The organism is Burkholderia sp. Bp9143, assembly GCF_003853645.1.
GTDB lineage: Bacteria > Pseudomonadota > Gammaproteobacteria > Burkholderiales > Burkholderiaceae > Burkholderia.
Window position 1 is genome coordinate 1 of record NZ_QTPO01000049.1, and the last position, 13,087, is coordinate 13,087.

The 13,087-nt window shown below is 60.9% G+C and carries 17 protein-coding genes; 6 read left to right on the forward strand and 11 right to left on the reverse strand.

Annotated elements, in window-relative coordinates; translation table 11 throughout:
• Nucleotides 1–118 precede the first annotated feature (118 nt).
• The 7 genes from DIE23_RS29985 to DIE23_RS30015 form a co-directional block, all read right to left on the reverse strand.
• The gene (locus DIE23_RS29985) at nt 119–1,132 is read right to left on the reverse strand and encodes a CAP domain-containing protein (protein ID WP_124615422.1); all 1,014 of its coding nucleotides are present in this window, start codon (nt 1,130–1,132) and stop codon (nt 119–121) included.
• A 359-nt stretch (nt 1,133–1,491) separates the two neighbouring features.
• Nucleotides 1,492–1,857, reverse strand: a complete 366-nt coding sequence (locus DIE23_RS29990; protein ID WP_124615423.1) for a hypothetical protein — start codon at nt 1,855–1,857, stop codon at nt 1,492–1,494.
• Nucleotides 1,858–1,869: 12 nt separating this feature from the next.
• Nucleotides 1,870–2,049 (reverse strand): hypothetical protein, encoded by a 180-nt coding sequence (locus DIE23_RS29995; protein ID WP_124615424.1) that lies wholly within the window; start codon nt 2,047–2,049, stop codon nt 1,870–1,872.
• Nucleotides 2,036–3,238, reverse strand: a complete 1,203-nt coding sequence (locus tag DIE23_RS30000) for a FlhC family transcriptional regulator (RefSeq protein WP_124615425.1) — start codon at nt 3,236–3,238, stop codon at nt 2,036–2,038. The genes DIE23_RS29995 and DIE23_RS30000 overlap by 14 nt, the downstream gene beginning before the upstream one ends.
• Nucleotides 3,239–3,289: 51 nt before the next feature.
• The gene (locus DIE23_RS30005; protein WP_124615426.1) at nt 3,290–4,540 is read right to left on the reverse strand and encodes a hypothetical protein; all 1,251 of its coding nucleotides are present in this window, start codon (nt 4,538–4,540) and stop codon (nt 3,290–3,292) included.
• 4 nt (nt 4,541–4,544) lie between these two features.
• On the reverse strand, nt 4,545–4,982 hold the full coding sequence (locus DIE23_RS30010) for a hypothetical protein (protein ID WP_124615427.1): 438 nt from the start codon (nt 4,980–4,982) through the stop codon (nt 4,545–4,547).
• A 230-nt stretch (nt 4,983–5,212) separates the two neighbouring features.
• Entirely contained in the window at nt 5,213–5,863 is a 651-nt protein-coding gene (locus tag DIE23_RS30015; RefSeq protein ID WP_260436207.1) for a nuclease-related domain-containing protein, read from the reverse strand.
• Nucleotides 5,864–6,336: 473 nt separating this feature from the next.
• Here DIE23_RS30015 and DIE23_RS30020 point away from each other — a divergent pair, with 473 nt between their 5' ends.
• The 6 genes from DIE23_RS30020 (at nt 6,337) to DIE23_RS30045 (ending at nt 10,457) form a co-directional block, all read left to right on the forward strand.
• Nucleotides 6,337–6,663 (forward strand): hypothetical protein, encoded by a 327-nt coding sequence (locus DIE23_RS30020; protein ID WP_124615429.1) that lies wholly within the window; start codon nt 6,337–6,339, stop codon nt 6,661–6,663.
• A 123-nt stretch (nt 6,664–6,786) separates the two neighbouring features.
• Nucleotides 6,787–7,236, forward strand: coding sequence for a hypothetical protein (locus DIE23_RS30025; protein ID WP_124615430.1), 450 nt, complete (start codon nt 6,787–6,789; stop codon nt 7,234–7,236).
• Complete coding sequence (locus DIE23_RS30030; RefSeq protein WP_124615431.1) at nt 7,224–8,015, forward strand: hypothetical protein; 792 nt, start codon at nt 7,224–7,226, stop codon at nt 8,013–8,015. Before DIE23_RS30025 ends, DIE23_RS30030 begins: the two co-directional genes overlap by 13 nt.
• Nucleotides 8,016–8,026: 11 nt before the next feature.
• The gene (locus tag DIE23_RS30035; RefSeq protein WP_124615487.1) at nt 8,027–8,593 is read left to right on the forward strand and encodes a single-stranded DNA-binding protein; all 567 of its coding nucleotides are present in this window, start codon (nt 8,027–8,029) and stop codon (nt 8,591–8,593) included.
• Nucleotides 8,594–8,996: 403 nt separating this feature from the next.
• Complete coding sequence (locus DIE23_RS30040) at nt 8,997–10,139, forward strand: primase-helicase zinc-binding domain-containing protein (RefSeq protein ID WP_124615432.1); 1,143 nt, start codon at nt 8,997–8,999, stop codon at nt 10,137–10,139.
• A gap of 93 nt (nt 10,140–10,232) precedes the next feature.
• Nucleotides 10,233–10,457 carry a hypothetical protein gene (locus tag DIE23_RS30045; protein WP_185646562.1) on the forward strand — a complete coding sequence of 75 codons (225 nt, stop codon included), beginning with the start codon at nt 10,233–10,235 and terminating at the stop codon, nt 10,455–10,457.
• An 82-nt stretch (nt 10,458–10,539) separates the two neighbouring features.
• Here DIE23_RS30045 and DIE23_RS30050 read toward each other — a convergent pair whose 3' ends face one another.
• The 4 genes from DIE23_RS30050 to DIE23_RS30060 form a co-directional block, all read right to left on the reverse strand.
• Nucleotides 10,540–10,782, reverse strand: coding sequence for a hypothetical protein (locus DIE23_RS30050; RefSeq protein WP_124615433.1), 243 nt, complete (start codon nt 10,780–10,782; stop codon nt 10,540–10,542).
• Nucleotides 10,779–10,934: a hypothetical protein gene (locus DIE23_RS39735; RefSeq protein ID WP_185646563.1), complete on the reverse strand. Its 156-nt coding sequence runs from the start codon at nt 10,932–10,934 to the stop codon at nt 10,779–10,781. The genes DIE23_RS30050 and DIE23_RS39735 overlap by 4 nt, the downstream gene beginning before the upstream one ends.
• A 121-nt stretch (nt 10,935–11,055) precedes the next feature.
• Nucleotides 11,056–11,388, reverse strand: a complete 333-nt coding sequence (locus DIE23_RS30055) for a hypothetical protein (RefSeq protein WP_124615434.1) — start codon at nt 11,386–11,388, stop codon at nt 11,056–11,058.
• A 9-nt stretch (nt 11,389–11,397) separates the two neighbouring features.
• The gene (locus DIE23_RS30060; RefSeq protein WP_124615435.1) at nt 11,398–12,402 is read right to left on the reverse strand and encodes a PRTRC system protein D; all 1,005 of its coding nucleotides are present in this window, start codon (nt 12,400–12,402) and stop codon (nt 11,398–11,400) included.
• Nucleotides 12,403–13,087: the final 685 nt, after the last annotated feature.

Here is a 13,087-nt window from a genome sequence, read left to right on the forward strand (position 1 = left end):
GCGGCCAGTCAGCAATCCTGACTCCAGAAAGACAAAACCCCACGCTTCGAAAAACGTGGGGTTCGTCAGCAGTCTGAAGCGCCCAGTTGGGCGCTTTTTTGTATGGACCGGTTGGTACTTAGCTGCCGGTCGTGAAGCTGAAGTTGCGAGAGAAGGCCGTGCCATTGACCGTACCATTAAGCGTGACGCTGTATGTCGTGTTCGGAGACAAAGGCGACGTCGGATAGGCCGCTGCTTGGTAGGTTCCCAACTCTTTGTTCGGATCGGTGCTGGCGTTTAGCACTTGAACGGCAACAGCGCCGGACGGCCCGGTTACAGATGCTGATTGCAACACTACCGCATCAGTCAGATTGCCCATCACTGCGATCGGCGTACCCCACCCGGAAGCGGAAATATTCGGCGGCATCGGGATTTCACTCGCCGCTTTGTACGGAACACCCGTAACACCTTCACACGGGAAAGTCGCTGGCGAATTCGCGATCTTCTGCATTTGGGTATTCAGGAGACTGAGCGACATCCAAGAGTTCGTGAACTGAAAACCGCCGCTTGAGGTCTGCGTTTCGCCCTCGCCGACCCCGACGGTATCCACTGGAAATGCAGCTACATCCGAGTGATAAACGCCGGCGAGCAGCGAGTACACTGCCTGCTGACCGAATTGCGTTGCGGTGAAGTTGCCAGTCCCCGTCGCAACTCCAACGCTAACGCCAATTCCGGTTGCACTGCTCGGGAAGCCTGCTGCGACCGCCCGATCGATGTAACTGGCACCGGTATAGCCTTGGCTTCCTGAGACTTCGGTATCGACCACTGCATTGTTCAGGCCCATGTACTTCGCGTGATTCTGCGCGGCCTGGTCAAGCACGGTGTTCTGTTTGAGAGCCGGGAAGCCGCATTGCGTGCGGTACTGGTTCAGCAGATTGAACGCGGCGAGCTGCGCGCTGCCTTGCGCATACTGCGGCGAATCGAGTGTCCCCGTAACGGCGACCGGCGTCGATCCGCCGCCCGATGTGCCGGACCCGCTGCCGGTCGAGCCCGTGGAGCTACTGCCGCCGTCACCGCCACCACCGCAGGCTGCGAGCGCCAGAAGTGCCGCGATCGAAAGGGCCGAAAGGGAGGTGGTCTTGATTTTCTTCATTCTGTTCCTCGTTTTGTTGGGCGTGCCCCTTGCACACCCTTAATTTCAACTTATCGACCGCCCGACGAAGTCAAGTCTGCGCCGCCGATCGTCGATTCTTGGTGCGGCCAGGCCGAGCCAAAAGATCGCCAGTTCCTGATATCGGCCGTTTTGGGTTAGGACTTGAATCGCGCGTACGGCGGGCACCATGGAATCCAGTGGCCCGTAGGACTTCGCCCGCCATGGTATCGCCAGACGCTCGAACCAGCATGCCTGTCTTGGCAAAATCACCCGCCTTTCGGGGTGCGTCCAGACCGGGTCGGTGCCAAAGTGGTGTCCAAGAAAAAGCCCGCCATAAGGGCGGGCATCAGCCGGATCGGTCACCTTCGTTTGCGGTGTCGCCAGTGGAAGATCCGAAGACCGACAAAGGTCGCGCCGAGAAGTACGGTACTGGCGCGCGGTGCCTGTCCCGCCATCGTCGGAACGAACTGGGCGGCCATGTACACGCAGAAAAACGCGACGAACACTTTACCGATCACGGGTCTGGCCAATAACGCGAGCAGACGCGGAGGCTGGCGTTGAACCCACGCGACATATTCCTCGTTGGTTCGCTCGAGATCGAATCCGCCGGCGCCGCCGCCGCACTGCGCGCGATAGAACTGCTCGTAGCGCTCGAAGCGCCCGTCACCTCGCCCGGAAAGCCACGCGGCATTGCTTTCGGCCACCAGATAAGCGTAATCGTCCATCGCGGAGCTCCTTCAGTGCGTGCGATTCGCCGCCCACGGCACCGCGCCGACCGCATCCCGTATCACCTCACCGGTTGCCTCGGAGAAGTACTGCTCGGTTTCAGGATTCAGCCAACCGAACTCGGCACGGCCGTCCGCACTGAACACGACGAGGCCGGCAGGCAGCGTCGGCTCCTGCTCATGACTTTCCATGGCCGGCCCGTGCACGTGCGTGACGCTTCTTCTCGCCGAGCTGCCGGTTGCAAGCCGGGCAGTCGAAGCTCTGGTGCATCTCGATCTTGGCGTCGTTGTTGCTGACCACATAATGGGTTCGGCACGAGCGGCACGGGGCAATCGTGAGGCGCGAGTCGGCCGCCATCGAACGGGTCAGGTTACAGCCGCGGTCTGCTGAAATTTCCGGCTTGCCGCCGAACAGTTGCTGGTAAATATCGTTTGTCGCGATCAGCGCCTCCGGCGCGTTCCCACCTGCAGCGAGCCCCGCGCGGTACAGCCACGTGTAGAAAGTGGCGTGCAGGCGGTTGTGCGGCGTTTCGACGAACCACGTCAGCGACGTCGGCACGTTCCCGCAAGGGGAGCTGACGCCGTGCATCTCGAAGTAGCGCTGGCGCATGGCGTTCTGGTTCAGGCGGAACAGGGCCGCAGCCGTCGACGCCCGGCACCGGTAGGCCATCATCGCGTATGCATAGGTTTCGTTGCGTTCACGCGGCAGGCGCAGCTCGCTCCAACCCGCCTTGCTGGGCAGTTCCCCGACGCGTATCGGCGAGGTCTCCATGATCAGGTGAGCGACCATTTCGTCGGTCAACGTGCTTGCCGTGAACTGGTACCAGAAGGTCGGCGCATTGAAACGCCAGCGGAAGAGTGGCAAACCACGCATACGCCCAAGTGCAAGGCGCAGCTTGTAAGTCGGCACCGACACGAGGTAGGCGGCCAGCTCGGTCGTAATGCCGAGCAGGGGCGCTGCGAGTACGCTCATGTGGATCACGCTCGTGACGAGGTCCAGGAACATGCGGTTGTGCTGTTGCACGGAGTACGTCGACAGCGCGTCCAGCTCCGGCAGTTTGCGGCGCAGCTCGTCAACCGCGACGGTGGTCGCGGTCTCGTCGATGAAGCAGCGCCAGTCCTCCACCGTTTGCAGCGTCGGCGCGACCATCAGGAACGGCGTGTGGAGCAAGTTGCGCAGCGACGACTCGTTGTGCTTGAAGTGGTCGATTTCCTTGCGCTCGACCGCGAGGATCTCGTTAAACCGAACATCTTTCTGGAGCAGCCATTTCATGTGGTCGACCAGATCGAAATTCGTGACCTGGATTCGTTCCGTCAGCCATTGAGGCACGTAAAGGCGTTCGACGGACCGGTAGGTCTCCCGGGCATTCTTTTTTTCCATTTGTAGTCTTCTCGTTTCCCTGCCATTTCGGGAGCGGCCGCTCCCGAACCATCATGCCGCGCGTGTCGCAGCCATCACTTCCCCGTGAAACTTGCCGATCAGGTCGCCGAGCGCCACAAACAGCGGCTGGAAGCGCGCGGGACGGCCGTCCGCGGTCGCCAGCAACTGCGCGCTGTGGTAGTCCTGAGCGAATGCGCCGAACTTCTCGATCAGCGCCCGAATCTTCTTTTCCAATGCTTCACCAGCCTCGAGCGCCGCTTTTTGCTGCTGAAGTTCGCCTTCGAGCGCCTGCTTTTCCGCCTGAATGGATTCGAGACTGGCGCGGGCTTCCTTTACTTCAGCGAGCTTGGTTGCGAGCGCATCTTCGAGATTCGTGAATTCGTCAGGAACCGTGGGGACCGGGACCTGTTCCTTCAACGGATTGGCCTTCAGGTGGGCAAGATCGTGTGTGATCTGCTTGACTTCATGCTCCCGCTTCGCCAGTTCGTGTTGCAGCGTGCTGACCTGCCTGCTCACGTTTGCCAACTCGACGGAGGTGGCTTGCGAGCTCTCGCGCTCGCGGGCCTGCTCTTGCCGCGTTCGATCAAGTTCCGCCGCAAGGCGATCGATTTCCGCCTGGGCGTCATCAAGCCGGCCGACGGTATTCGCGAGGTCGGTCGTGACCATTTCAACCTGATTGGCCTTCTCGGCGAGCTTGTCCTGGTAGTTCGCGATCAGCTGCTCGACTTGTCGCTTGCTCAGGTTCGGGTTCTCGCTTTTGGCGTCGATGACCATATCGACCACCTCGTTGCCAATGTCGTTACCGACCAGCAGCGCCATGTCGCTGTGCGAGAGGATCTCGACGGCGCGCATGTTGTTCGCGAACTTCTCGTAACAGCGGATGTACAGCCGAACCGACGACTTCGACTTGCGAAACACCTTCGTCAGATAGTCGTAAACGAGTTCCTTCGCGCGGTTGCGCACGGCGACAGTGTCACCTTTGTGCGTCACCTCATGACCCACAACGCCCGTGAGAATGTGCACGAAGTTGCCGCCGATCCGCATGTGCTCAAGCAGGATCTTGCGTGTCGAGTGCGCGACTTCCTCGCTTTCCTCGATGATCGTGCGGATCAGCGAGTCGGGCAGGCCGGCGAACATGTCGCGTGCGGCGGTGCCGAGCTCGAGCTGGGTCGGAATGTGGGCGAAGTTCGCTGTCAGATCGGCACTCGATTCGACGTCGTCGGCAGGAGTGCGGCCGCCTTCAGGAACGGTCGGGTTGAAATCGTCGTCGGACTGGATGGGTTTGGGCAGATTCTTGGACACGTGTTCACCCCAATGCGATGTTGCTCGCAAACTTCTCGTAGCAGCGGATATAGAGCCGAATGGTAGCGTTCGGCTTGTGGAATTCCCTCGTCAGAAAGTCGTAGGCAACTTTCCGCGCGCTTTCGCGCGTCGCTGGGGTATTGCCATGTTGGGCCACGTAACCATTGACGATGGCATCACGGATGGCGGAGAAGTGATAGCCGATGCGCAGGTACTCCTGCAGCTTGCTGCCTAGAATCGACGCCACTTCCTCGCTATGACGGATTACGCCGTTGAGGATATCGGTGGAGAGACTCGCCAAAGACGGGCCGGCGGCCTCTTGCTGTTCGCGCTGTACAGCGGCGTCACGACCCGATCGGAGGTCGAGGGGACTGCGCGCGTCGTCTCGGGGCGATGCAAATGCCTCGTCGAGGCGGGGTTTCTTGGACGGAAGGTTGGACACGTTTCCTCTCCGAAATGTCCGGTTGGGGCCATTGCCCGCGCAGGTCGGATTCCTCGGCTGCGCGTCAATGGCGACAAGTAGTTGGGGCGGGTGGCGAACCCAGCATACGCCGCGTTTTCACGTGGTCCCGGCGAAAAGCTGCACGAAACCACCCCGCTTTTAAACGGACTCGAATTGTTACGGATTATGAATTTGTCGGCAGAATTGACCGAAACATTAGGAGGATTCCCTCAGGTAGGTAAAGATTGCTGAACTTTGCGGCGATGGATTTCGATAGCCGCCCCCGTGGGATCGTCAACGCTGAGTCGGCGAATGGCGTCATGGGCAAGCTGGACCTTGATTGAAGGCCGGCCGGACAGCGCGTGGCGATTCTTCTTTTCGCGCAGCCAGTGACCCAGGTCCTGCGCACGAATGAGATCGATGGGCAGCGCCGGCGACAGCGTGCAGACGTCGCTAGAAAACACGCCGACACCGTGAACGTCCCACATAGCGGGCAGCATGCCGCGCAGGAACGCAACCTTTGACCGGTTCTGGTTCAGCGGCGAGCGCCGTTCCTCGAGCCTGCCGCCGGGCAGATGGCACAACAACTTGGTCGCGTCGCTGCCCGGTGCGATGCGAGCGGCCCAGTGTTTAGTTTCCACTACGAAAATTCCGAATGGCGCGATAACGAGATGGTCGACCTCAGCGGTCGGAAAGTCCGTACCCGGCGCGTGATTCAGCAGCAGCGCCGTCGGATGCACGTAGTAGTCGTCGCCGCAGAGCCACGCGAGCACGCGTTCGAGTTCCGTGCGCACGCGCGCTTCGCCGGCGTCGCCCGATGCGTGGCTGCGCGACACGGGCGGCTTGCTCGGTTGAGTGGGACGCCGCTTGCGAAACGCCATGTAGAGCGAGCCGCCGATGAACGCGAAGATCAGAATGGAAGACATTGATGAGCGCCTTGAAGTGAAGTGACGCTTTCAGTCTGCCGCGCGATTTGCGAAGTCAAGTCCGCGGAACCGGCAAAAGCTATACGATTTTCTGGAGCTTTCCGGGTTAGGCCCGTCAACCGGTTGAAGTGGACGCGCTCCGCCAAAGCTGTACGCGATTGCCGATCATTCGGGCGACCCGCCGCGTACGAAGCCGATACGCTAGGCCTATTACGCGTTTCCCCGACGCATCGACCTTCCGGACCTAACGGTCTCGACTCTTGCGGCCTGCCCGCATCCTTTCCTGATCGACGCCGAGCATTTTCGTGCGCGGGCCCGACGGCCGCGGACGAAAGCGCTTCGCGCCGATTTCCTTGCTCGCCTCGAGCATCGAAACCGCCGGACGTTGTCCGGACATCCTTCTGTAAATAACCTTTCTGGAGAGAGAGATGTTGACGCTACTGTTCAAGGGCGCATTCAAATCGCCGTTCAAGTTGCTGGCGCTTTGCCTGGTGCTGTATATCGCGACCATGTCGTTCTTCGTCGCCGGCATTGTGATGCTGGTCGTTGCCCATTGGGCGAAGACGGAATTCGACAAACGTCGCCGCGCGGCGCAAACGCCTGAACCTGCCGAACGTCCGGCTGGGTCGGACGCTGCTCAACAGTTGCATCGCTCCGCAAAAGTACCTGCGGCGAACGACGCGACCGAATCGACACCGAAGCGGCAGTACGCGAAATCGGCTGTCGTCATTCCCATCAAGACGGGCACCAAGTAAGTAAGGCGCCTGCCATCCCGTTGACCGTGCGAAGCAATTCGCGCGGCCAACGCCTCACCCCCGCCGGGAACCCCGTTCCCGGTTTCCGGAGATGAGGTTGCCCGGCACGACCGGAGCATTCTCATGGAACCGCATGTGGCTGCCTGGCAGCTCGACATGTTCGGCGACGCATCGCCGATCGTTATCCCCCCACCGAAACCCGACCCGCTTCCCGACCCATCCCAGTGGACACCTCACGTTCGCGAGCAGCTCGCCGAAGCGGTGTTCTTCCTCGCAGTCGACAGCCGCCACGGTGACAGCGTGCCGGAAGCGCTGATGGATTGTGCGGAGATCCTCCGGGATCGACTGTGCAATCGTCCGGTTGACAAGGCCGACTACTACGCGACGCTCGGATGGATCATGGAACTCTGGTCCGGTGCGATCCCGTATCCGCTCGTCTGTTCGCTCGGCCGGATTCGGTCGCGCTCGATGCAGGACGTGATCCGAGATAACCCGTTGCTCAACTTCGACTACATGCGGCTTAACCGCAGGTGTAGCGGGCAACTGTCCCTGGAGGCGCAATGGCAAGCGTAGCGATGTTCATCACGCGCGTGCTCGCAAATGCGTTCCCCGGCGAAGGGCGGAAGACGACCAACCAGTCGTCTTCGGGTGCGTGCGCAACGGACGGCGAGCGCGTGGTCGGAAAGGGCGCGTCGAACGAGACCCACGTCACGATCGACGGCATTCCCCACCTGTTCGTTGACGAGGGCGACTGTATCGTCGAATTCGAACCGGCTTTCGACGATCACACCGGCGACACGATGTTCGGTCTCAAGATCCTGCCGGACCTTGAACCGCACTGGGCGATGCGTGCTGAGCACCGGTCCGCGCTGAAGGATGCTATCGCAACCGCCATTCGGCGTGCGGCCGGCGTCCAAATGCCAACCGCCTCCAATGTGTCGTCAGTCGAGGCGGAGCCGATGGAAGTGGCGCCGGCCGATGAGCTTGAGCGCCCGGGCGACTCGTCTCGACGTCCGGCGCGATCGCGCCGCGACGAATCTACCAAGTCTGCGGCCGTGGTCGGTCGCATCACCTGGTGGGGCGAGGACGAATTCCCCGACCGTCGTTCGAACGGCTCACGCTTCTACAAGTCCTTTGCGATCCGTCTCGATACGTCGTATGGCGAACGCACGCTGCAAGGCGAAGGCTTGAAAGAGGCAATCTCGGAATGTGGGTGTCGCCTTGGCGACACCGTGAGCGTCAAACGTCTCAGGAAGATCAAGGTGCCGGCCATGCGGTCGGATGGTTCACCCAAGATCGTGAATGGCCAGCAAGTCATGTGGGACAAATGGCTCTGGTCGATTACTCAATAAAGGAGTTGTACATGGCATCTGTCAACAAGGTCATCCTCGTCGGCAATCTCGGCTCTGACCCGGAAGTCCGTTACCTGCCGAGCGGCGACGCCGTGGCGAACATCCGTCTCGCGACGACCGATCGCTACAAGGACAAGGCAAGCGGCGATTACAAGGAAATGACCGAATGGCACCGAGTTGCGTTCTTCGGCCGTCTCGCGGAAATCGTCAGCGAGTACCTGAAGAAGGGTTCGTCGATCTATATCGAAGGGCGCATCCGCACGCGCAAGTGGCAAGGCCAGGACGGTCAGGACCGTTACTCGACCGAGATTGTTGCCGACCAGATGCAGATGCTCGGCGGCCGCGGCGGAAACGCGCAGCGTGACGGCGGCGACGATGGGTTCGAGCAGGGCGCGAGCCGACCGGCTCCGGCCAATGCGGCGCGCGCGCCGGCTCGCGCGAATGGCTCGGGCCCGCGGCCTGCGGCTCCCCCGCCGGATCAGACGAGGTCGTACGGTGGTGGTGGCGGCTTCGACGAGATGGACGACGATATACCGTTCGAATCGTGGTACCCGCGCAAAGCGTGGGCCGCGATCTGATCCCGAAAACCCTCACTGATCCTCTTCGCGTTTCCCGTTTCCTCTCACCTTCGCGTGTGATGTGCCTCGCGGCACATCACACGCGGACCTTCTCCTCCCACCTGTTCATCCCACGACGTTGCTGAACCAAGCCGACGCGCCCGCGCGGCTTGGTTGAGCAAGCGTTTCCACGCCTGTCTCAGGCATCGACCAAAACCGCAATCCAAACAGGAGAGCAACTGATGAATGTGAAGTGGTTTCACCTTTCGCGCAGCGCAGTGCTCTCCATGTCACGTCGATTCGACGCGACGGCCGGGGGCGTGAAAAGCGAGAGGGCGTTTGATCCACCGGTGCTGGCTACCACATCGATTGATGGGGCTGCTGCTTCGTACGTTTTTGCCACAGCGCAAAAGGAGGCTGAATCATGCGAGAGCTGAAGAAGCTGGTTCTCGAGGACCTGAACTGGTCAAACATCTTTCCGCATTATCTCGATAGTCGTTATCTGGGGGACGCCAAGAAGCGTTGGTGGGCGTGCCCACTGTGTGATGGCGAGGAGACGTTTCGGCTCTATTCGCCCGAGAAGGATCCGAAGGGCGGCTGGTACTGCGCCCGCTGTGCGAAGGGCGGTACGGGCGTGCAGCTCATCCGTGAGGTGACGGGCAAGCCGTATCGCGAGATCTACTACGAGCTCGAGACCGGCAACTACAACGGTGGCATTCCCGTCGAGGTGGCGCGCAAGGTGAAACCTGTCCCGGTCCGGCCTGAGAAAAGCGACGAGCAGAAGTGTCGCGAGATGCAGGTCGCATGGGATGGCGCCGGGCCGGTCACGGCGGAGTCGCCGGTATGGACGTATTTGTCGACGCGAATCCCCGGGCTGCAAATCGAATGGATCGGGAAGGATGTGCGCTACCACCCTGGTATGGAGTACGTCGATGCATGGGGAAAGAAGCAAGGAAAGTTTCCCATCATGCTGCTGCGTGCGCGTTCGCCGGCCGGAAAACCGCGTCGCCTTCATCGAACCTACCTCGCGGCTGATGGCACGAAGGTTCCCTTCCTGACGAAGAAGGGGAAGCCGCGAGCCAAGCTGGAGATGAGCGCGCCGGACGGAAGTTTTGGCTCGTCCGTGTTGCTCAACACGACACGGTCGCGGACTCTCGCGCTGGTCGAGGGTTCGGAGACGGGGTTCGCGGTGGTTGCGCGGTATCAGAATCGTATCGAGGTTCGCAGCCTGCTGAACTGCGGCGGCCTTGAGCGTGCTGACATCCGTTGGGACGAATACGACCACGTGATTATCTACGCTGACCGTGATCGGGTCGATGTCCGCCACGGCTATCGGCCCGGCGAGCATCACGCCCAAATCCTGGCCGATCGCCTTCGTCGCCTCGGAAAGCGCGTCTCGATCGTCCGTTCGGTGGTCGAAGGCGTGGATTTCTGCGACGTGTGGGCTCAGCAGTACAAGCGCAGGACGCAACGTTACGAGCGAGCGTCCGCGAGACGGGCGATGCGTGATGAAGCGCGCCGGCGGAATCTCGCGCTCGTACATGGCAGAGGGTGCCGTGTAGTTTGAACTGAACGCCGGCGATCGCCGGCATTGCTTTGTTTGCCCGGTGGGGATACGTCCCCGCCGGGCCGTATTGCGCCGGGCCTCATTCGGAGACTGATGATGGCCTTTCGTATGTTGCTGGGGGAGTTCGAGATCGTCGCGACCACGGGTGCGGCGAATGGCAGGCAGCCGACGGTGTTGTCGAAAGCGGAAGCCTTCGATGTCATCGACCGGAAGTGCGAGGGTGAGGCCCGTTATGTGTTGCGGGACGAGCCATTCGAACCGGCCGTGGACTTCTGTATGGCATGGCTCGCGCAAAAGGCGGCCAGTCGTAGACATTGAACTTGAAGAAAAGCGGCTCACCATTTGGTGAGCCGCTTTTTTTTCGCCCATGGATTCCGCATCGGCAACGGCCTCCCGGAGCCTACAGCACGATCCGCAGGATCAGCAGGAAAAGCTTATAGGCGCCCGAAGCCCACACCGCGCCAATCGCTCCACCGATGAGAAACGGCTCGGCCAGACTCCCATAGTGGTGCGCATGCAAAACGATGCCGAAGAGCCAGACGAAGGCGAAGGCGTATGCCAGGATGAAGCGTCGGACCAGGAACGGCAGGCGCTTGTACAACTGGTGAGCTTCCGTCGCGATCGCTATTACCTTGTTGTTCATTCGTGGTCTCCAGAAACATGTTCCAGCTTGGCGAGCCCCGTGAAGAAGTATTCGATCGCGATGCGCATTGCAACGAAGCTGAGCCAGAGGTACGGCGACGACAGCTTGTGGATCAGTTCGCCGTGGCGAATCCAGTCGATGAGTTCCAGCATGGTGTGCATCCTAAATGCACCGGTGCATAGCGCGATGCGCGCCATGAACACCGGTGTTATGTATCAATCTTCGCAGTTCCAATCCAAAGTCAAGCTGCGATAGCGTGCTGCGGCGGCCCTGTCATTCGAAGTAGCCCGCAAGTTGTCCGCCTAGCTCGTCACCGAAGCCACTACTTTCGTGACCCGAGTCATCCACCCGAAGCACCTGGAATTCCTCGTTGTCGACCGCCGCCGGCGTGCGCGCCGCTGCCGCCGGAGGAGGCGAATACGCTTGCGTCGTCGCCTGAGCAGGCGCGCGTGCGTATCCGGTCAGCTCCTGACGGAGCGTTGCCTCCGCCAACGACCTCAGAATCGTGGCGCGATGGCGGGCTGATGTACACGCGCTCAGTCGCTCGAAGAGCAGCGGCGACACGAGCGGATTGATCGTGACAGTCATCTCGATCTTGTCGCTCATGCCGTCTCCTTAGCGACGTTCGCGAGCAAGGCCCGCTTCCCCGACCATCAGGAAGCCGCGCACGTTGGCGAGGCACGGTGCGTCGATCACCTCAATGAGAACGCGAGGAAACGCGCGTCGGATGACCGCCGCATAGAGCGCTGCGCCGCCGCCGGAAAGAATGATCGACCGCACGTTCGGCAAGCGGCCTACGTTGTTCTGCATTTCCTTGACGACGCCCGAAATGAGCGGTTGGGCCTGCTCAAGGTACGGCGCAAGATCAATGTTGGTTCCGTAGAAGAAGAACGGTGTCTGCTCCCGCAATGCCTTATCGATACGTTCGATGTCTTCGACTGCGTCGCCCTGGTCGCGCGCGACGAGGTTGGCGATGCGCTGGTAAATCTGCGATGCGCCGCCCGGCATGCCGCCGCTGCGGTTGTCATCCATCGTGAAGCCGTTCGCATATACCCAGTCGGTCGTGAAGTAGCCGACGTCGACGACGAGGTGGGCGACGTCTCGCCCGAACTCGTGCTGGCGATTGCTCGACGCGAGTACCAGCGAGCCGAGCGGCTGTGGGATCACCACGACCTTATCGACCGTGACCCGGCCAGCCCCGAAATCCAGTTCCCCAGCGAAGCGTTCCTTCAGCTCGGCCGAGTACTTTTTCATGTTGTGGACAGGCAGGCCGAGCACCAACCGTTCAATGTGCGTGACGCCAGAAAAGTGGATCGCGCCAAACAAGAGGGCGGCATAGTTGTCGGACAGCACGTAGTCGTCTGCCAGTGCTCGGCCGGTATTGCCGTAGGCTGCGGTAAGCGGCACATCGGGCCCGACTTCGTATTCGACCTGGTCGATGATGATCGTCGAGACCTTACGCGCGGTCAGTACGCTCTCGCCGTATCCGGATAGCGTGCGGCTCGCGGCGAGGGGAGTCAGCGACGGGAACATGCCGGTCGCGATCGTTCCACTTGCGGCGCGGTGAGCGTATTTCGTGTTGCCATAGCCGACATCGACGGCGAAGACTGCGGTTTTCAAAGGCGACTCCTATGGGATCGAATGGGGCGGTGCCACAAATCAAAGTCGGACTTGAAGTCGGACATTGAGCGCAGCGGGAAAGCGAAGTCGGACATGAAGTCGGACTTTGTCGAATGAGCGTCGCCAAAGTCCGACTTGATCTGGGGGTTTGCGCAGTGAGCCCCGCACAACTCCGAGTTGAAGTCCGAGATTGCTGAACCCAGTCTATCGAGCGATGCGCGAAGTCAAGTTGCGCAAAGCGCGCCGGTTCCCGTCAGCTTTCGGCCGGCGAGTCGGCGCAAATCGCTCTATTCTTCTTCTCACCTACCGCGTCTTCGACGCATCGAAACCGAGTGCAAGGCACTCGCTCGTCCTCTTGGCCCGCAACGGGCCCCAAAAAGCAGTCAAGTGTTCGGGCCGCACAACGAAGCGGCCTTTTTCTGAATCAGATCAAGTACACAGCGGTCCACAGTGAGGACCGCTGGACAGTGCGATATCCATACGATCGGCGACGGTTTGTCGCCACAGGACAGCACGAGAACATGTGGAGCCCCGGACACCGGACGCTCTACGGGTGCTCTGCATGTCTGAACACGCCCTTTCAGCGATCGATGCTGGGTGCACTCAGGAAGCCCGATACACCGCGGCGGACATGAGTGTGCTTGGGGGCGGGGGAAATCATGCGACCGGCAAAGGCCCGGTATCG

What these genes read in the sequence shown, in the direction of transcription:
- DIE23_RS29995 (WP_124615424.1), bottom strand. Translation starts at nt 2,049, where the DNA reads ATGGAAAGTCATGAGCAGGAGCCGACGCTGCCTGCCGGCCTCGTCGTG.
- DIE23_RS30000 (WP_124615425.1), bottom strand. Translation starts at nt 3,238, where the DNA reads ATGGAAAAAAAGAATGCCCGGGAGACCTACCGGTCCGTCGAACGCCTT.
- DIE23_RS30040 (WP_124615432.1), top strand. Translation starts at nt 8,997, where the DNA reads ATGCGAGAGCTGAAGAAGCTGGTTCTCGAGGACCTGAACTGGTCAAAC.
- DIE23_RS30015 (WP_260436207.1), bottom strand. Translation starts at nt 5,863, where the DNA reads ATGGCGTTTCGCAAGCGGCGTCCCACTCAACCGAGCAAGCCGCCCGTG.
- DIE23_RS30030 (WP_124615431.1), top strand. Translation starts at nt 7,224, where the DNA reads ATGGCAAGCGTAGCGATGTTCATCACGCGCGTGCTCGCAAATGCGTTC.
- DIE23_RS30050 (WP_124615433.1), bottom strand. Translation starts at nt 10,782, where the DNA reads ATGAACAACAAGGTAATAGCGATCGCGACGGAAGCTCACCAGTTGTAC.
- DIE23_RS30055 (WP_124615434.1), bottom strand. Translation starts at nt 11,388, where the DNA reads ATGAGCGACAAGATCGAGATGACTGTCACGATCAATCCGCTCGTGTCG.
- DIE23_RS30025 (WP_124615430.1), top strand. Translation starts at nt 6,787, where the DNA reads ATGGAACCGCATGTGGCTGCCTGGCAGCTCGACATGTTCGGCGACGCA.
- DIE23_RS29990 (WP_124615423.1), bottom strand. Translation starts at nt 1,857, where the DNA reads ATGGACGATTACGCTTATCTGGTGGCCGAAAGCAATGCCGCGTGGCTT.
- DIE23_RS29985 (WP_124615422.1), bottom strand. Translation starts at nt 1,132, where the DNA reads ATGAAGAAAATCAAGACCACCTCCCTTTCGGCCCTTTCGATCGCGGCA.
- DIE23_RS30035 (WP_124615487.1), top strand. Translation starts at nt 8,027, where the DNA reads ATGGCATCTGTCAACAAGGTCATCCTCGTCGGCAATCTCGGCTCTGAC.
- DIE23_RS30020 (WP_124615429.1), top strand. Translation starts at nt 6,337, where the DNA reads ATGTTGACGCTACTGTTCAAGGGCGCATTCAAATCGCCGTTCAAGTTG.
- DIE23_RS39735 (WP_185646563.1), bottom strand. Translation starts at nt 10,934, where the DNA reads ATGCTGGAACTCATCGACTGGATTCGCCACGGCGAACTGATCCACAAG.
- DIE23_RS30045 (WP_185646562.1), top strand. Translation starts at nt 10,233, where the DNA reads ATGATGGCCTTTCGTATGTTGCTGGGGGAGTTCGAGATCGTCGCGACC.